The 19,040-nt window shown below is 40.1% G+C and carries 17 protein-coding genes; 16 read left to right on the forward strand and 1 reads right to left on the reverse strand.

What is annotated here, in order from left to right:
• Positions 1-4: 4 nt before the first annotated feature.
• The 16 genes from BI198_RS10605 (at position 5) to BI198_RS10675 (ending at position 17,805) form a co-directional block, all read left to right on the forward strand.
• Positions 5-844: an XrtA system polysaccharide deacetylase gene (locus BI198_RS10605; protein WP_070049534.1), complete on the forward strand. Its 840-nt coding sequence runs from the start codon at positions 5-7 to the stop codon at positions 842-844.
• 23 nt (positions 845-867) lie between these two features.
• Positions 868-1,896, forward strand: coding sequence for a FemAB family XrtA/PEP-CTERM system-associated protein (locus BI198_RS10610; RefSeq protein ID WP_070049535.1), 1,029 nt, complete (start codon positions 868-870; stop codon positions 1,894-1,896).
• A 2-nt stretch (positions 1,897-1,898) separates the two neighbouring features.
• A complete protein-coding gene (locus BI198_RS10615; protein ID WP_070049536.1) occupies positions 1,899-3,110 on the forward strand; it encodes a TIGR03087 family PEP-CTERM/XrtA system glycosyltransferase in 1,212 nt (403 codons plus the stop codon).
• A complete protein-coding gene (gene xrtA / locus BI198_RS10620) occupies positions 3,107-4,564 on the forward strand; it encodes an exosortase A (protein ID WP_070049537.1) in 1,458 nt (485 codons plus the stop codon). The genes BI198_RS10615 and xrtA overlap by 4 nt, the downstream gene beginning before the upstream one ends.
• Positions 4,561-5,733 (forward strand): TIGR03088 family PEP-CTERM/XrtA system glycosyltransferase, encoded by a 1,173-nt coding sequence (locus BI198_RS10625; RefSeq protein ID WP_070049538.1) that lies wholly within the window; start codon positions 4,561-4,563, stop codon positions 5,731-5,733. The genes xrtA and BI198_RS10625 overlap by 4 nt, the downstream gene beginning before the upstream one ends.
• A 3-nt stretch (positions 5,734-5,736) precedes the next feature.
• Positions 5,737-7,629: an XrtA/PEP-CTERM system amidotransferase gene (locus BI198_RS10630; RefSeq protein ID WP_070049539.1), complete on the forward strand. Its 1,893-nt coding sequence runs from the start codon at positions 5,737-5,739 to the stop codon at positions 7,627-7,629.
• Positions 7,630-7,632: 3 nt separating this feature from the next.
• Positions 7,633-8,841 carry a TIGR04063 family PEP-CTERM/XrtA system glycosyltransferase gene (locus tag BI198_RS10635; RefSeq protein ID WP_070049540.1) on the forward strand — a complete coding sequence of 403 codons (1,209 nt, stop codon included), beginning with the start codon at positions 7,633-7,635 and terminating at the stop codon, positions 8,839-8,841.
• Positions 8,831-9,934, forward strand: a complete 1,104-nt coding sequence (locus BI198_RS10640) for a glycosyltransferase family 4 protein (protein WP_070049541.1) — start codon at positions 8,831-8,833, stop codon at positions 9,932-9,934. The genes BI198_RS10635 and BI198_RS10640 overlap by 11 nt, the downstream gene beginning before the upstream one ends.
• Positions 9,931-11,286, forward strand: coding sequence for a phenylacetate--CoA ligase family protein (locus tag BI198_RS10645; protein WP_070049542.1), 1,356 nt, complete (start codon positions 9,931-9,933; stop codon positions 11,284-11,286). Before BI198_RS10640 ends, BI198_RS10645 begins: the two co-directional genes overlap by 4 nt.
• Positions 11,287-11,365: 79 nt before the next feature.
• Positions 11,366-12,706, forward strand: a complete 1,341-nt coding sequence (locus BI198_RS10650; protein ID WP_070049543.1) for a putative O-glycosylation ligase, exosortase A system-associated — start codon at positions 11,366-11,368, stop codon at positions 12,704-12,706.
• A 1-nt stretch (position 12,707) separates the two neighbouring features.
• Positions 12,708-13,418, forward strand: coding sequence for an oligosaccharide flippase family protein (locus BI198_RS16085; protein WP_070049544.1), 711 nt, complete (start codon positions 12,708-12,710; stop codon positions 13,416-13,418).
• A gap of 53 nt (positions 13,419-13,471) precedes the next feature.
• The gene (locus BI198_RS16485; protein ID WP_394331519.1) at positions 13,472-13,591 is read left to right on the forward strand and encodes a hypothetical protein; all 120 of its coding nucleotides are present in this window, start codon (positions 13,472-13,474) and stop codon (positions 13,589-13,591) included.
• The gene (locus tag BI198_RS16095) at positions 13,548-14,138 is read left to right on the forward strand and encodes an MATE family efflux transporter (RefSeq protein ID WP_070049545.1); all 591 of its coding nucleotides are present in this window, start codon (positions 13,548-13,550) and stop codon (positions 14,136-14,138) included. Before BI198_RS16485 ends, BI198_RS16095 begins: the two co-directional genes overlap by 44 nt.
• A gap of 13 nt (positions 14,139-14,151) precedes the next feature.
• Positions 14,152-15,060 (forward strand): polysaccharide pyruvyl transferase family protein, encoded by a 909-nt coding sequence (locus BI198_RS10665; RefSeq protein WP_070049546.1) that lies wholly within the window; start codon positions 14,152-14,154, stop codon positions 15,058-15,060.
• Positions 15,041-16,060, forward strand: a complete 1,020-nt coding sequence (locus BI198_RS10670) for a glycosyltransferase family 2 protein (protein WP_070049547.1) — start codon at positions 15,041-15,043, stop codon at positions 16,058-16,060. Before BI198_RS10665 ends, BI198_RS10670 begins: the two co-directional genes overlap by 20 nt.
• Positions 16,048-17,805: an asparagine synthetase B family protein gene (locus BI198_RS10675; RefSeq protein ID WP_070049548.1), complete on the forward strand. Its 1,758-nt coding sequence runs from the start codon at positions 16,048-16,050 to the stop codon at positions 17,803-17,805. Before BI198_RS10670 ends, BI198_RS10675 begins: the two co-directional genes overlap by 13 nt.
• Positions 17,806-17,996: 191 nt before the next feature.
• Here the strand turns inward: BI198_RS10675 and BI198_RS10680 are convergent, their stop codons facing one another.
• Entirely contained in the window at positions 17,997-19,013 is a 1,017-nt protein-coding gene (locus BI198_RS10680; protein WP_070049549.1) for a polysaccharide pyruvyl transferase family protein, read from the reverse strand.
• Positions 19,014-19,040: the final 27 nt, after the last annotated feature.

The following is a 19,040-nucleotide window of genomic DNA, read 5'->3' on the forward strand; positions in this document are numbered from 1 at the left end:
TATAATGACAGTTTACAACCCAGCTATAAATGCATTAACGGTTGATGTAGAAGATTATTTTCACGTTGCCGCTTTTGACAAAACGATTAATGCTGCCGATTGGGATGCGCTACCGCAACGAGTTGAGCGCAATACCGATATTTTACTACAGCATTTTTCTGATCATAATGCGACCGCCACTTTTTTTATTCTAGGTTGGGTGGCCAAGCGTTATCCTAGTTTGGTACAGCGCATTCATAATGCCGGCCATGAAGTTGCCAGTCATGGTTTTTCTCATGCTAAAGCAACATCACAAACACCAGAGCAATTTCTACAAGATATTAGCAGCGCAAAGCAGTTGTTGCAGTCGATCATCGGCACTGAAGTGATTGGTTATCGAGCGCCAAGCTTTTCCATTGGTAAAACAAATCAATGGGCTTTTGCTGCTTTACAGCAAGCTGGCTATGTTTATAGCTCTAGTACCTACCCTGTTATTCATGATTTATATGGCACACCTGATTGGCCACAAAAACCGTATCAACGACCAGAAGGGATTTGGGAATACCCAATGCCGGTGTGGAATAAGTTAGGCAAACAACTACCTATAGCTGGCGGAGGCTATTTTAGATTACTGCCCTATTGGTTAAGTAAAAAAGGTATCGATGGCTTTTTAGCCCAGAGTGATACGCCCTATATGTTCTATTTTCATCCATGGGAAATAGACCCCGAACAACCCCGTATTGCTAACGCCTCGGTTAAATCAAAGTTTCGACATTATACTAATTTAGGTCGGATGGAAGCTAAGCTATTACGTTTGCTAAACGACTATCAATGGCGTAGCGTAAGAGATGTATACAAGCTGTAATTGTATTTAATAAAGGGAATATAATGTATCAACTGAATACATTAACGCTTAAGGATAAGCAGCGCCAAGACTGGGACAATTTTGTTTATGCTTGTGATGAAGCCAGTTTTTTTCATCTCTCGGGCTGGCAGGATATTATCAGTAGTGTTGGCCATACTTGTTATTATCTATATGCCACACAAAACCACTCCATTGTTGGTGTGTTACCCTTAGCTAGAGTGAAAAGCTTCTTATTTGGCGATGCTTTAGTTTCAACTCCTTTTTGTGTTTATGGCGGCGCCATAGGCAGCGCCGATGTTAAACGTTTTTTAGAATCAGCCGCACAGCAATTAGCGACACAACTGCAAGTACAGCATCTAGAGCTGCGCAATCAACGATTAGAACCTAATCAATTATACACCCGGGTTCAACATGCTAATTTTGCTAGCCCACTAGCCGACACCCCTGAACTAATACTAGCCGCTATTAAAAAGAAACAGCGTGCAGTAATACGTCATGCCTTAAATGAATCTTTAGAATACACTTTAGATCCTGCAATTGATGATTTTTACCATACTTACTCGCAAAGCGTACTTAATTTAGGTACTCCTGTATTTAGCAAAGCTTTTTTTGCCAAAATTCTCGCAACCTTCCCCAATGAGACCGAAGTATTAACGGTACGCAAAGATAACAACGCAATCTCATCGGTTCTCAGTTTTTATTTTAAAGGCCAAGTACTGCCTTACTATGGCGGTGGCACTGAGCAAGCTAGGCTGCTAAAAAGTAATGACTTTATGTACTACCAACTAATGTGCCACGCCCAGCAAAATAAACAGTGCCAGCAATTTGATTTTGGTCGAAGTAAAATTGACTCTGGCGCTTATCACTATAAAAAACATTGGGGCATGACCGCTACTGAACTGCCTTACCAATATTATTTAGTCACAGCTAAAGCGCTACCAAATTTAAGCCCTAACAATCCCAAATACCAATTTTTTATTCGTTTATGGAAAAAGCTGCCATTGGACTTTAGTCAGTGGCTTGGGCCTAAACTCGCTAAGTATTTAGGATAAAGATGACTAAACCACCGCTATTAATGCTAGTACATCGCATCCCTTATCCGCCGAATAAAGGCGATAAAATTCGCTCATTTAATTTAATGAAGCAATTAAGCCAAGATTACGCAATTCATTTGGGTTGCTTTGTCGATGATAATTTTGATTTACAATACATTGATAAACTTAGCCAGTGGTGTCAGTCAACTCAAGTTATAAACCAAAATAAATGGCAGGCTAAACTTGTAGGTTTAAGCGGTTTTTTGACTAATAAACCCATTACCTTACCCTATTACTTTAGTCTGAATATGCAGCGTTGGGTGAATGAAACATTGCGCCAGTATAATATTAGCGATGTATTTATCTACTCTTCATCTATGGCGCAATATGTAGAACAAGCCCACTTATCCTCGTTAAATCGTATTATAGACTTCGTCGATATTGATTCCGATAAATGGCGGCAATATGCCAGCAAAAAGCACGGTATCAAACGTTGGTTTTATCAGCGTGAAGCAAGATTATTACAACAGTATGAGCAGTATATCTGTACGAACTTTAGCAAAAGCTTATTTGTGTCTAACGATGAAGCCCAAGCCTTTCGTCAATTAATGCCGCCAGCACTCGCTAGTAAAATTCACAGCTTGCTTAACGGTGTTGATACGGAGTATTTCAAGCCTGATCCTAACCTAACGGCTGCAGAAGGTAATTTGCCACAGCAATTTATTGTGTTTACGGGCGCCATGGATTATTGGGCCAATATTGATGCCGTTATTTGGTTTTGCCAGCATGTTTGGCCCAGTATTATAGCTGAACAGCCACAACTACATTTTGTCATTGTCGGCGGCAACCCCAGCAACGAAGTTAAAAGCCTAGCTCGAATCAGCGGTGTTAGCGTCACTGGCCGTGTGGTTGATGTAAGGCCTTATATTCAACACGCCGTATATGCTATCGCCCCTATGCTCATTGCGCGTGGTATTCAAAATAAAGTTCTTGAAGCGATGGCCATGAATAAAGCTGTTATTTGTACCGCTATGGCGATGGAAGGTATTAATGCACCAGACAGTACCGGTGTTGTAATAGCAGATAGTGCCGAGGACTTTAAACTCGCCTGTCTAAGCCAATTGCAACAACCAAAGCTGCAACACAGTCGGCAATGGATTTTAAACCACTTTACTTGGCCTAACACGTTAAAAAAACTACTTGATTTATTTGCCCAGGAGCATAGCAAATGAGCAACTTAAGCTATAGCAGAGTACTGTTTTTACTATTACTTAGCAGTGCTTACATTGTAATTTATGGCGCAACTTGGCAGGATATTGAGTTAGTTTGGCGATCCTCAGCTACCTACAATCATTGTTATTTAATTATACCGATTTCAATTTGGTTTATGCTGCGTAAACGTAACGATGCGATAAATACTAACAATTACTCACCACATTTACTTTGGCTTCCTGCGGGTTTTGCATGTGCCATGCTATTAGTTTGGCTACTGTCTTATGCTGCTGATATTGCTTTATTTATGCATATTGCTGCAGTATTAAGTTTGCCAGCCATGTTTTGGTTAATATTTGGTACTGCCGCAGCAAAAAAACATCGGTTTGCTTTAGGTTATTTAATATTTCTAATCCCATTTGGTGAAGAATTATCGTTACAGCTACAAAATATTACCGCAGATATTACTGTGTTTATGCTCCATATCGCTGCAGTACCAGTGTTTCGTCAGGGTTTATTTTTATCCACGCCAGTAGGTATGTTTGAAGTTGCTGAGGCTTGCTCTGGTTTGCGGTTTTTAATTGCCTCTTTAGCTATTTCAGTATTATTTGCCTATTTAAACTATAAACGTTTACCTAAGCAGATTAGTTTCATTTTATTTATGACCGTATTATCGGTTTTAGCAAATGGCGTTAGAGCTTTTATGTTGGTATATATTGGTGAAAAATCTAATATGCAACTGGGTTTTGGCGCTGATCATTATTTATATGGCTGGGTATTTTTTGGCTTAGTGTTATTTGCTGGTTTTTGGTTAGGAGCCCGCTTTGCCGATGATGATATTAACTTTAAAAAAACCCCACTACAATTGTCAATATTACCGCTGGGGTTACCTCAATTAAGCTTAGTCAGCATAGTGCTTATCACTGCAATTTTCAGCTTAAACTTACCTATCGTAATACCGCCGGCTTCACCTGCACCAGCATTAATAAGTACATCCTATGCCGAAGTAACCGACTCGGATTGGGGCATAGCGTTTTTTGACAGTTTAGCTTTTAGCCATTTTCAAGATGAGCAAAATATCGAATATGTTAGAGCGGTTTATGCTTTAAAACAAACCTCGGGTGAATTGTTTAGTTGGGAAAACCAGTTATTCGATAAAAAAGTTTGGGTGATCCAACAGCGACAAGCGCTGCCTAAATATACCGTATTACACCTTAATGCGCTTAGTGGCGGTAATCGCAGCATATTGTATTGGCATCAAGTTGGTGAGCATCGTTTTAGCGAGCAATTGCCCACTAAAATTCAGCAAACTTTAGCTTACTATTTTGATAGTGATGCTATTACTGCTACTAATGCCCTTTCCGTTAGTGGCTTAGCCCCTACAGAAGCATTAGCTTTACTTATTTCGGCTGCTGATAATATTGGCCCGATGTTACCGAATACAGCGTCTGCCACTTTGGGTATTCAGCAATGAATAGCCAAAACACCACGAACTCGGCACCCGTAAAGCATATTGCGCATTTAGTTTGGCACTTTAGTACTGGCGGACTGGAAAATGGACTAGTGAATTTAATTAATAACCTGCCTGCCCAGCGTTATCAACATAGCATTATTACCCTTACTGGTTATGACCAAGCCTTTGCCAACAGAATTACCCAGCCTAATGTAAACTTTTATCATTTACATAAACGTGATGGCCAAGATTGGAAAATATTTTCAGCGCTAAATAAACTACTTAAACAATTAAAACCCGACGTATTACATAGCCGAAATTTAACCTCGATTGAGCTGCAACTGGTTGGTTGGTGGCGCAATATTCCTATGCGAGTGCATGGTGAGCATGGTTGGGATACATTTGATATTGGTGGTACAAATAAAAAGTATCAATTGTTACGTCGGCTACTAAAGCCGTTTATTCATCAGTTTGTATGTTTATCATCTGAATCAGAACACTATCTGCTGGATAAAGTTGCGCTGCATACCAGTAAAGTTCAGCGTATTTGTAATGGAGTCGATGTGGCTAAATTTAAGCAATCGACAGCAGCCTGCCTTGCTTTACCCGTTAATATTACAACCAGCCCCTCACCCGTGCTATTTGGTACCGTCGGCCGGTTGGCCACGATTAAAAATCAAGCATTTTTACTGCAAGCGTTTGCTAGTTTATTGCAACATCAACCTAGCTTTAAGGCTAAAGCAGGGCTCATTATTGTTGGTGATGGTCCAAATAAGCAACAATTACTGCAATTAAGTCAAACACTCAACATCCAAGATAACCTAGTGTTTTTAGGGAATAGGTCAGATATTGCCGAAATTATGCAGCGCTTTGATGTCTTTGTGCTGCCCTCTTTAGCTGAAGGCATTTCCAACACAATTCTTGAAGCAATGGCCAGTGCAACTCCGGTCATCGCTACTGCAGTTGGGGGTAATGCCGATTTAATGCCGCCAGAACTGCAAGCCACCAATTTAGTTGAAGTAAATAATATACAGCAACTAGTACAGGCTATGTTAGTGTATTTAAACAGCAATCAACGCATTAATACCGATGGTTTAATCTGTCAGAGGTACTGTCAGCAACATTTTAGTTTAACCACTATGGTTCAACGCTATCAGGCACTATACGAAGTTTCAGGGAAAGAAGGATAATATATGTGCGGTATTGCAGGGATTTACCAACTCGCTAAAACAGAACAGCCAGATCAACAAATATTGGCAACAATGAATAATAGCCAGTTGCATCGCGGGCCTGATGCAGGTGATTACTTTTTTGCCGATACTATCGGTTTAGCCCACCGCCGCTTATCTATTATAGATATTGCTGGCAGCCCACAACCGATGGTTAGTGCCAATAAGCAAGCTTGGATTGTCTTTAATGGCGAAATATACAACTTTAAACAATTACGCCAGAGCTTAATCGAAAAAGGTTATCAATTTACCACTCAAGGCGATACTGAAACTATTTTAAATGCGTGGCTTGAATGGGGTGAGGATTGTGTTCATCATTTACGCGGTATGTTTGCCTTCGCCATCTGGGACAGCAAAAAACAATGTCTTTTTGTCGCTCGAGACCGTTTAGGTATTAAGCCATTATTTTACTCTTTGTTACCTGATGGTCAGTTTATCTTTGGCTCAGAGTTAAAAGTCATCCGTAACCATCCTGATTTTGATTTTTCGTTACGTGATAGTAGCGTTGAGGATTACTTTAGTTTTGGCTACATCCCTGAGCCTTATACAATTTATCAACATAGTTATAAGCTAGCCCCTGGCTATAGTTTATTATTGCAATATGGAAATAATACCTTACCCGTACCGAAGCAATATTGGGACATCCCCACCCAATGGCAACAACCACTAGCTACTTCAGAGCTGCAACAACACTTAATTGAACATTTACGCGAAGCGGTGGATATTCGTCTTGTTGCTGAAGTGCCGCTTGGCGCATTTCTATCTGGCGGGGTTGATTCAAGCGCAGTCGTAGCATTAATGGCCGGCTTACAAAAAGATCCGGTTAATACCTGCTCTATTGGCTTTGACAGTAAAGCTTTTAATGAAACAGAATTTGCCCAACAAGTTGCCGATCGTTATAAAACTAATCATCAAGTTAATATCGTCAGTCAAAATGATTTTGAGTTATTGGATAAACTCGCAGATTTGTATGACGAACCTTATGCTGATAGCTCTGCCATACCCACCTATCGCGTTTGTGAAATGGCCCGCAAACAAGTTACCGTTGCATTAAGTGGTGACGGTGCTGATGAGTTATTTGCAGGTTATCGACGCTACAAGCTGCACTTAAATGAACAGCGCTTGCGTAACATGTTACCGCTCGCCATTCGTAAACCCCTATTTGGCCCCTTAGGCGCGCTTTATCCTAAATTAGATTGGGCGCCAAGGCTGTTTAGGGCAAAAACCACCTTACAATCTTTAGCCTTAGACGACATCTCGGCCTATCATAACTCTATTTCAATTTTGCGAACGGACCAGCGTAAAAGCTTATTTTCAAAAGCCTTTCAACAACGTTTAAATGGCTATAATTCAGTTGCAGTTTTTAACCGCTACCGCGATAAAATTGAGCATTTAGATCCCCTTAAAAAAGTGCAGTATCTGGATATGAAAACCTATTTAGTAGGCGATATTTTAACTAAAGTTGATCGCGCCTCAATGGCTCACTCATTAGAAGTACGAGTACCCTTTTTAGATCATAAATTCGTTGAGTGGTCATTTCAGGTCGAGTCTGGTGCAAACTTACAGCAAGGTATTGGCAAGTTCAGTTTAAAGAAAGCCTTAGAGCCTTACTTACCGCACGACGTGTTATATCGCAATAAAATGGGCTTTGCAGTGCCTTTAGCAGAATGGTTTCGTGGTCCATTAAAACAACGCGTTTTTGATAAGCTACTTTGTGACGAAATGTTAAATAGTGGCTATTTTGATGCCAATGAATTAAAGCGTTTATTGGATGACCATAGCAAAAGCTTAAAAGATAATAGTGCGGCCTTATGGACCTTAATGATGTTTGCGGCCTTTTTACAGCGAGGTCAGTAATAGATGAAAATACTGCATGTTTTCGATCATACGCTTCCCTTGCATAGCGGCTATACCTTCCGCTCTCGCGCTATATTGCAGCATCAGCATTTGTTAGGTTACAGCACTTGTCATGTCTCCAGTCCAAAACATCCCGATAACAAAGCCGCCACTGAAGTAGCAGAAAGCTTTTTATTCTATCGCACTAAACCTTGGCAAACTAAGTTTTGGCAATTACCTATTCTTAAAGAAATTGCTACGGTATTGGCATTGAAAAAACGCATTTTGCAAGTTGTGGCTAAAGAAAATCCGGATATCATTCATGCCCATTCACCGGCACTAAATGGTTTAGCAGCGTTATTAGCTGCAAAAAAATGTAAGCTACCAGTAGTGTATGAAATTAGAGCGTTTTGGGAAGATGCTGCGGTTGATCATGGCAGTTGTGAAGAATATGATTTACGTTATACCTTAACTAAAAAGCTCGAAACCTATGTGGTAAAGCGAGTTAATGCGGTAACAACTATTTGCCAAGGCTTACGCCAAGACTTACTGAGTCGGGGCATAGACGCCAGTAAAGTTACCGTGATCCCAAACGCGGTAAACCCCGCGCAATTTCAAGTTATTGATAAAAAACATCCTGCTTTATTAGCCAAGTATCAGTTACAACATAAACAGGTTTTAGGTTTTCTAGGTTCTTTTTATGGCTATGAAGGATTAGATTTATTAATTCAAGCCTTACCTATTATTCAGGAAAAACTGCCAAACACTTGTCTGTTATTAGTTGGTGGTGGACCACAACAAGCAGCGTTAGAAACTTTAATAAAACAGCTGGGGTTAACTAACAGTGTCATCATGCCCGGAAGAGTGCCGCATTCAGAAGTAAATAAGTATTATAGTCTGGTCGACTTGTTGGTTTATCCTCGTAAATCAATGCGTTTAACTGAGTTGGTGACGCCTCTTAAGCCGCTAGAAGCAATGGCGCAAGGCATGACATTACTTGCATCTGATGTCGGTGGTCATAATGAGCTTATTGAACATGGTAAAACCGGCTGGCTGTTCCAAAAAGATAATATTCAAGATCTTGCCGAACAAACCATTCGGCTTTTACAGCATCGCTCGTCACAGCATGAAATAAAACAAAACGGTTTAGCTTATGTTAATGAACAACGCACTTGGCAGTTGTCGGTTGCTCGCTATCAACCAATATATGGAGCGTTATGCAATGAGCGCTGATTTTAGTGCAATAACAGTGACATTAGTTGGCCCTAAGGCACCGCCAGCCGGTGGCATGGCCAATCAAACCGCGCAACTAAAGCAATTACTAGAAAATAGTGGCGCTAAGGTTAGCTTTGTTGCGGTTAACGCCGATTATAAACCTGCCTTTATTGCTAAATTACCTGTTATAAGGGCGCTATTTCGGTTGCCACAATATTGTTGCGCCCTATATTGCAGCTATGCTAAAGCTGATGTGATTCACTTAATGGCCAATTCAGGTTGGTCTTGGCATTTATTCGCCGCTCCCGCTATTTGGCTAGCAAAATTGCGTAATAAGCCTGTCTTAGTAAATTATCGCGGTGGCCATGCTGAGGTGTTTTTTCAGCGTTCATGGCGACTTGTAGCTAGCTCTATCCGGCAAAGTGCTGGGGTGATTGTGCCCTCTATTTACTTACAGCAAGTATTTAATCAATTTAAACAAACCAGCACGATAGTGCCTAACATCTTAGATCCAAAGTTATTTTATCCTTCAATTAATGATAAAACTGCTAAGCCATTCCACCTTATTGTCAGCCGAAATCTAGAAGCTATTTACGATGTTGCAACGGCTATTCGCGCTTTTGACCGTTTTTTACCACATTATCCAAATGCAATATTAACCATTGCCGGCTCTGGACCTGAGCGCCCTGCTTTAGAGGCTTTAGTGGCGCAACTGGCGCTAACAGGTACCGTTAAGTTTGTCGGCCGCTTAACTAGTAGCGAGATGGCAAGCTTATACCGCAGCGCTGATGTGATGTTAAATAGCAGTTTAGTGGACAATAGTCCAAACTCATTAATAGAAGCGTTAGCATCTGGTGTGCCCATTATTAGCAGTAATGTCGGCGGTATCCCGTTGTTGGTTAAGCATGAATTTGATTCGCTACTGGTACCACCTGCACAACCAGAGCTTATTTATCAACAATTATGTCGCTTACACAGCGAACCGGCTTTAAAACAGCGATTAATAGCTAACGGATTAGAGAGTAGCAAGCGTTTTCATTGGTCTAGCGTCAGTCTAATACTGTTAACGCAATACCAACAAGCGATGGCAAAAAAAGGGATTGGCATATGACGTCATGGTATACCTATTTTATTGCAAACTTAGTTTTTCCACTGCAAGAGAAGTTTAAAAAACATCGTACCGTCGAAGTGTTTAAACAACTTGAACAAAGCCAGTGGCTAGATACTGCTACGTTACAGCAACAACAAGCCGCTAAACTGCAAAGCTTTATGCACTCTGTATACCAAAATGTGCCTTATTATCGTCAGCTTATGCAGCAGCAATCATTAACCGCAGCCAACTTTTCTCAAGCCAACGATCTAAGCAAATTACCGTTTTTAACTAAGCAGCTTATCTCTGCACATTTTTCTGAGCTTACGGCGACGAATGCCAAAGACTTAAAGCGGTTTAATACCGGTGGCTCTAGTGGTCAACCGCTGATTTTTTTATTAGGTAATGAACGCGTGTCGCACGATGTTGCCGAAAAATGGCGTGCCACACGTTGGTGGGGTGTCGATATTGGCGATAAGGAAATTGTCGCTTGGGGTTCACCCATAGAGTTAAATGCTCAAGATAAAGTACGCATTTGGCGTGATAAGCTATTTCGTTCTACCTTAATACCTGCTTTTGATATGACTGAACAAAAGCTGCTAGGTTTTTTAGCCACTATTCGGCAAATTAAACCTAAAATGCTGTTTGGTTACCCTTCGGTATATCACTTACTAGCCAAAACCGCTCAGCAGCATAATATTGATATGTCAGATTTAGGTATCAAGGTTATTTTTGTTACTTCAGAGCGGTTATATCCGTATCAGAGAGAATTAATTTCAGAAGTATTCGCCGCCCCTGTTGCTAATGGCTACGGCGGCAGAGATGCCGGCTTTATTGCCCATGAATGCCCACAAGGCAGCATGCATTTATCCTATGAAGATATTATCGTCGAAATTATTGATAGCGATGGTCAGGTGTTAGCTAATGGTGAGTCAGGTGAAATAGTCATCACCCATTTAGCAACGTCAGAGTTTCCCTTTATACGTTATCGCACCGGCGATATTGGCACCCTTTCAACAAAGTCCTGCCCTTGTGGCCGCGGTCTACCCATATTAGAAGCCATTGAAGGACGCAGCACTGACTTTGTTGTCGCCAGTGATGGCACCTTAATGCATGGACTATCGTTAATTTATATTTTACGCGATATACCCGGTATTGAAGCCTTTAAAATTGAGCAGCAAAGCGTTGCGTTAACCGACGTTAAAATTGTATGGCCGCAAGGTCAGTTACCTGACAGCGTAATCAATGCGGTCAATGCTGGATTTCAAGCGCGCTTAGGCCAAGATGTGCAGATTAATGTGCAGCAAGTTCAGTACATTGCTGCTGAAAAGTCGGGTAAATTTCGTTATGTAATAAGTAAGGTTATCTCATGATAGACAGTTTTTATTTATTAATGTCTGTTGGAGCTGTGTGTTATTTATTTTATTGGGCTGATAAGCAGGATAAATCTTAATGCGTGATCTACTACTAGTATTGTTTTTATTTGTAGCTATCTTCTACAGCTTCAAACGGCCCTTTATCGGCATTGCTGCTTGGGCATGGATAGCACTTATTGCTCCCGCCAATTGGGCATTTGGCTTTTCCAATGACTTCCGACTTAATTTAACTATCGTCGTAGTAACGGTGTTGTCATATTTATTTATGCATAAAAATAAAAAACTGGCATTTAATGGCTTAAGCTTTTGGATCCTGCTTTTTGCTTTTTGGACTTTATTATCTTCTCTTAATGCCGTTAATAGTCCTTACGCTGTGGATTACTGGTATCAATTTATTAAGGTCTTATTGTTTTATTTGTTTATTACTTTAATAGTGACTAAAAAGCTTCATCTAGACACATTAATTTGGGCCATCGTTTTGGCAATTTCGTCGTACGCTGCCATGGAAGCAGTAAAAGTTGTGCTTTCTGGCGGTAGCCATATGGTAAGAGGCCGGTCAGGTGCTTTACTCGATCGAAATGACTTTGCTGTTGCGGTTAATATGTGTCTACCGCTAATTTTATATTTAATTTTCGCCACCAAACATCATTATCTCAAGCTCGGTTTGTGGGGTTTATTCTTTGGCAATATAATTGCTATTGTTGGTACTGGTTCTCGTGGGGGGTTTATAGGCCTAAGCATACTTGCTATTGCGATCTGGTGGAAATCAAAACGCAAGTTATTGTGGCTAATACTAACACTTTTAATATTACCTTCGGCTTACCAGTTTACCCCAGAGGAGTGGCGAGAGCGGCAAAATACTATTCAAACCGCTAGTACAGAAGATGCATCTTTTATCGGTAGATTATGGGCTTGGAAAATCTCTGTAATGCTAGCGCGTGATAATCCGATGCTAGGGGGAGGCTTTGGTTCTGTTTCCCAGCCCATTGTTTGGTATAGTTATGCGCCATACACTCCAGACTTTGGACCTATTAAAACGCCCCTTCCCCCGCCAAATATGCGACCTAAAGCCGCTCATAACATTTATTTTCAGGTGCTGGGTGATCATGGTTATGTCGGTCTCTTTATATATTTAATGATGTTTACTAGCATTTTTTGGATTAATCGACGCAATGGTAAACTAGCAATTAAACATAACCAGCCTTGGTGCAAAAATCTTAGTGACGCTATTGCCCTATCTATGGTGGGTTACTGTGTTACTGGCAACAACGTCAGTCTGGCATATTTCGATTTACTCTATGTTATGGGCGGTATAGTGGCAGTTATTTCTATTTATAAGCTGTATCTGCCACAAAGTAAGCTTGCGCCTCCCTCCGCTAACAGTGCTTTCAATGTAAAAAGCATGAGCAAAGCCTAACATGGATAATATTATAGCGCGTTCTCGAACAGCATTTAGATGGACGCTGACTTTTCGGGTTATGTCGCAAATATTTACTTGGTTTGCTTCACTGTTCGTGATCCGTCTGTTAACTCCCGCCGACTATGGCATTATTGCAATTGTTGAAACGGTCTCTATGCTGACCTTGCAACTTGCCAGCGCTGGACTGGGTAATGCGTTAATCAGACAAGATAATTTAAGCACAACTTTTATTCGTAAAATTCTCGGCTTGCTTATCGTTTTCAACTTGACCCTAGCGACATTACAATTTGCTTTAGCACAACAAATCGCCCTTTTTTATGCCCAACCAGAATTAGAAATTGTATTAAAAGTTATGACCGTAGGTTTTTTACTGAGTCCTTGGGTGATTGTTGCTTCCAACCTTCTCGCTAAAGAAATGAATTTTAAAAGCCGATCTAAAATCGATTTTATAGCTAGCGTCTGTGGCAGTATATCGGCATTAGCCATGGCCTACTTAGGGATGGGGTATTGGTCATTAATATTGGCAAACTTAGCCGTACTTTTCTTTCGCTTCATTGGCTACAACATTGAATTAAAAAAAATTTACTGGCCATCTATCAATTTCTCTGGCACCTCGGATGCAATTAAGTTTGGCGCAACCCTAGCGGCGACAGGAATACTCTTCACCGTATTTATGAAAGTAGATATTCTCATAGCTGGCCAATTTTAGAACAAAATCAATTAGGTATTTATGCTGTTGCGCTGCATATCGCATTATTGCCTATGGCAAAAGCCATGCCTCTTATTAATGAAGTCGCCTATCCCATGTATGCCGCTATCAGAAAAGACGAGAAGGAATATGTCAGGATTTTGTTATATATTCCGTATTACCACTATATATAGTTTTCCGTTATTTTATGGCATTGCCGCTGTAGCAGAAGACGCCGTCATGCTGATTTTAGGAGATAAATGGTTAGCTGCAGTGCTGCCCTTGCAGCTTATTCTTTTAACAATACCTTTAAGATTAGTCACTAATTTATTTACGCCTTTAATGAAAGCCTTGGGTTACCCTTCAACTGGCTTAATACACGTTTGTTTCTCAATTATCGTAACGGTGATTATTATCTATCTTAGTGCGCCTTATGGTATTAATGCTATCGCAGCGTCATGGCTTATCAGTACCCCGTTTTTTTTCTTGTTCGCGTTAATGCTTTGCACTAAACGCTCGAAGATTCCCTTTAAAAAATTAGTTGTTGCCCTAAGCCCTCCCTTATTAGCCTCTTTCATAATGCTAGCGGCTATTACTGCATTTAACGGCTACTTTGATGACGCCTTACCTCACTGGCTAAATCTTATTATTACCGTTATTATGGGGGCGCTGATCTATATCATGATAATGTGGTTAGGGTTTCGTAACCGCTTTAAGGAAGCGATACAGTTCAGAATATAATCAAGGATGATAAATGAAGCTCTATTATTTTAAAGACGAGCAAGGGAACTTTGGTGATGATCTGAATCCATGGTTATGGGATTCGCTGTTACCCGGCTTACTGAATGATGTCGATGATCATTTGTTTGTTGGTGTTGGTACCTTACTTAATCATCGGATCCCAGTTGCCCAGCGCACCACAGTGTTTGGTTCAGGTCATGGTTATGGCCAGTTACCCAATATAACATCATCATGGCAGTTTTACTGTGTACGAGGCCCACTGACAGCAAAAGCACTAGGACTCGCCCCAACTTTAGCTATTACTGATCCAGCATGCTTAGTCCCTTTATTTTATCAACCGCAACATAGCATTCAATATAAAGTAAGCTTTATGCCGCACTGTGACAGTGCCCGACTCGGTGATTGGGCTGCTGTGTGCAAATTAGCTGGCATGCACTTTATTGATCCCAGACAACCTTATCTTGAGGTATTTGCTGAAATTCAGCGCTCTGCCCTACTGCTTACGGAAGCCATGCATGGTGCTATTTTAGCCGATTCTTTTAGGACACCCTGGATCCCTGTCAAAGCTTATAGTCATATTTCAGAATACAAATGGCAAGATTGGTTGCTATCAGTTGAAGTAGATACCCCTTTTCAACGTTTAACCCCTGTTTGGCGGGGTGATATTAATTGCAACTTGCTAGAGAAGATGAAAAACCAATCCAAAAGAACTTTAGTCAAAACACCGCTTTGGCGTAATAGTTGGAGCAAAGCGCCGCCCAAAAAATCACACGCTAACACCTTAGTCCTCGCAGCAACTGAGCTATTAAATATTGCCAAAAATGCTAAGCCCAATATGAGTAAGGAACAGGTGCTGAAAATTAACCAGACAAAGTTGTTGGAAGTCGCTGACAGGTTTAAATATGATTACAAACAAAAATAATAGGCCACTGGTCAGTGTTGTCATGCCCTGTTTTAATAGCGCGCAGCACTTAAATCAAGCGATAGACAGCGTATTAGAACAAGATTATCCCAACATAGAATTGATCGTCGTTGATGATGGTTCGACAGATAACAGCCTGCAAATTCTGCAGCAATACGGTGATAAAATAAAGGTTATTGTTCAGAAAAACGGCGGACCTGCTGCAGCCAGAAATACCGCTATGCGGGCGGCTACAGGCGACTTTATTGCCTTTAATGATAGCGATGATATTTGGTTACCCGGCAAACTCTCCACCCAGATAAACTACTTACTGGCTACACCCGAAATCGGCTTGTGTTATACCAGTTGGATAGTATGGGACCAGCAACAACCCCTGCAACAACGTTTAAATAAGCAACCGAATATTTCTGCTCAACAGTTGGTTCCTGAATTCTCTGGCTGGATTTATCTCAAACTGCTTAAGGTAAGCTATATTCATACTACTACTGCCGTGATGCGTAAAGATATTATCGACAATGTCGGTTATTTTAATGAAGCCTATCGTGTCGGTGAAGATCACGACTATTGGTTAAGAATATCCCAATATTGTCAGGTAACCAAACTTAAGCGTGCTTACTCAGTTTATCGAGATGAGCCCATTAGTATTACTAAAACACTCCATCCGCATAACTTTAGCTTATTAGTACTCGAGGATAACATAAGACGGTTCGGTCTAAACTGCCCCTCTGGGGCTAAAATTGAATTAAGCCAAGTAGAGAAGTATCTTGGTGAACGACACTTTGTATATGGCTACCAAGCCATGTTAAGTAAACAGCGGCATATCGCCTTTAAATCCTTTAAATTCGGATTAAAGTATCGCTATAAATTTGCTCGTACATTTTTTTTGATGTTGGCTTGCAGTAACAGCATCACATTTAAATTGTTGTTAAAAAAAAGGCAGTTACAAATCATAAGGTCTTTTTATAACAACATACTAGGAGGTGTTACATGTCTTGGATGATAACGGTTAACTCAACACAGAAACTGCAACTAGCTCATACTAAACAAGCGTTATCAATTGAGCTGACGACAGCCAGTAACACCCTTAGCGTGGCAGAAAATGAGCATCTTATTATCGGTGTAATTGGCAGAGTAAGGCCCTACAATGCTGATTATTTAACTACAGATAATGCCAGCTGGCTGTTATCGCAATATCAGGTAGACACGCAACAGTTCGTGTCGCAAATAGCAGGCTTTTTTTTACTCTTAGTTCTGGATAAAAGCAGCGGCAACTTTCAGGTTATTAACGATCATGTGGGGAGCATTCCCTGTTATATTGATCAACGCAACAGCGAAAAGTTACGCATCAGTGACAACATGTCGGCGCTGCATTCTGACGCCACTATTGCCAAGCTTAATCCGCAAGCAATTTTTAACTATTTATTTTTTCACTGTATTCCATCGCCACTCAGCATTTATCAAGGTGTTAGTAAATTAGAGCCTGGTGTTATCGCGACAATTACTGGCAATAATACCCTGCAACAACCATGCTATTATCGACCCAAATTTACTGTCTCATCCTTAACAGCTGAACAGCTGATGGCCCAATGTAAACAACTTATCTCTGAAGCGGTACTACGTAATATCAGCGATAATTGCGCGGCGTTTTTAAGTGGTGGGCTCGATAGCTCTACCGTAGCTGGCATGTTAGCACTACACAGTACCAAATCAGCGGCTAAAACATACTCTATCGGTTTTGATGCTAAGGGATATGACGAAACAGAATATGCACTCCTTACGGCCAAACACTTTGCTACCGAACATAAAGTGCATTATTTGCAACCGGAACAAATCAGTCAGCACTTTAGCCAGGTCGCTACGTTTTTTAACGAGCCTTTTGGCAACTCATCAGCTATGGCAGCTTATATCTGTGCCAAAGTAGCGGCAGAGGATGGCATAACTGTATTACTAGCAGGTGATGGTGGCGATGAAATTTTTGCGGGTAACGAGCGCTACGTAAAACAAAAAGTTTTTGAGCATTACCACTCTCTTCCCAGCTTAATACGTTCTGGGCTAGATCTATGTTTTTACAATACACTAGCAGCCCAACTGCCTGGTTTGCAAAAGGCACATAGTTATATTAAACAAGCAAAAGTTCAGTTGCCAGACCGTTTAGATAGCTACAACTTTTTAAACCGATTTAACTTAACACAAATGTTCAATCCAGAATTACTGCAGCAGGTTGATACCAACCTACCAGCGAAACAAAAACAAGATCGCTATAACGCCTGTTTATCCAACGATGATATTGATAAAATGATGTATTTAGACTGGAAAGTTACCGCAGCCGATAATGATTTTGTTAAAGTAAGTCAAATGTGCCAGCTTGCGGGAGTTGAAGTACGGTTCCCATTGTTTGAAAAAGAACTTGTCGACTTTAGCTGTACCGTCCCGGCTTCACTTAAAGCGCCTGGACAAAAGTTACGTGATTTTTATAAACAGAGTTTTAAAGGTTTTTTACCCGATGAAACATTAAGTAAAAGCAAACACGGCTTCGGTCTACCATTTGGTGTCTGGATGAAGCAACATCCTGAACTGAAAAAGATTGCTCTTAGTGCACTTCACAACTTTAAACAACGCAATATTTTACAACCGCTTTTTATCGATCATGCAATCAGTACATTTGAAAAAGGTCATTCTAGTTACTATGGAGAGTTAGTATGGATAATTGCCGTGCTCGAGCTTTGGTTAGAAAAAAATGAATAAATAATTAAAAGTTACATTTTACAGACTGCATAAGTGCTACGGCCATTACTTAACAGATTTTGTATTTTGATATGTATAGTTTTATCTTATTATCTCGTAATTTTATAGACTGTAAAATTTATTAGTATTTTAAAGTTAGTCAAATAATGCTAAACACTTTAGAATGAAATTCACTTTTAAAATCGATAACGTTAAAACTCTATAATATTAATAATTTTTCGTTTTAATTTGTTTATAAAAGTTAGTTCTCTTTTCTTTACATTAGATAAGCTGTCTAAAATAATAGCTTTAGTGACGCTTCCACTTTTAATTAATTTTTCCGCAACGTCTTCAAACTCTTTAGAAATTTGCGCATAGTTCATTTTAATATCACTAATCAGATCGTTTAAGGCTGAATTATCATCAAGTGCGATACAATAACGCGATAGACCATTTTCTTCGAAAAATGATTTTATTTTTGGATGGTAATTAAAACTTATGGTGGGAATACCCGCCCTTACAGACATTAATACCGAATGAAATCTCATTGCGACCATGATATTGCTTCTTTCAACAGCCTTTAGAGAGAATGATAAAGGTATATTTTTTATCTTTAGCGCTTGAAGTAGTTCACAATCAGACATTGAAGCTGAGGATTCATGGATTTGAGAACCAAAATACATTGGAAAAGGAATAACTTCGCCATAATTTTGAACAGTTTCTACCAATTGAGTATAATCTGCAGGGGTATTATTCCACAATCGAATATTGAAACCTATTTCAAATCTATCCTCCGATAAGGCTCTTACAACTTCAAATGGCATAGTCCAAAACAAATCAACTCCAGTGACGATTGAGCTAGATTTACCAAGTACTACCTTACTAACCTCATCTCTAACCAGAAACAGTTTGGCTCGCTCTATTAATAATTGGTTATTTGTTAAAACTGTTTTATTTGCTTGTTTAGTAGACACTCCAATGATCATATAAGGTGTTTTTAATTTTTTAATTAGGTTATCACCGAGCTCAAAAAAGGTATTACCAGGCCAAATACTTCCCCCACCCACTAAAATAAGATCACTGTTATTTAGCATTGCCAGTCCAGGGAAAAAGCTACTGAACATTAAGTTATGATCTTTAAACAGGTAGCATATTGACTGCATTAAAAGATCATCACCTGCATTCAATTTACCATAGTAACCAAGCACTAAAACATTTAGTTTAACCACTAAACCTCCTCATCAGGCTCCTTCATT

Origin of the sequence: Rheinheimera salexigens (genome assembly GCF_001752395.1) — a bacterium.
In the GTDB taxonomy this organism is placed as follows: Bacteria; Pseudomonadota; Gammaproteobacteria; order Enterobacterales; family Alteromonadaceae; genus Alishewanella; species Alishewanella salexigens.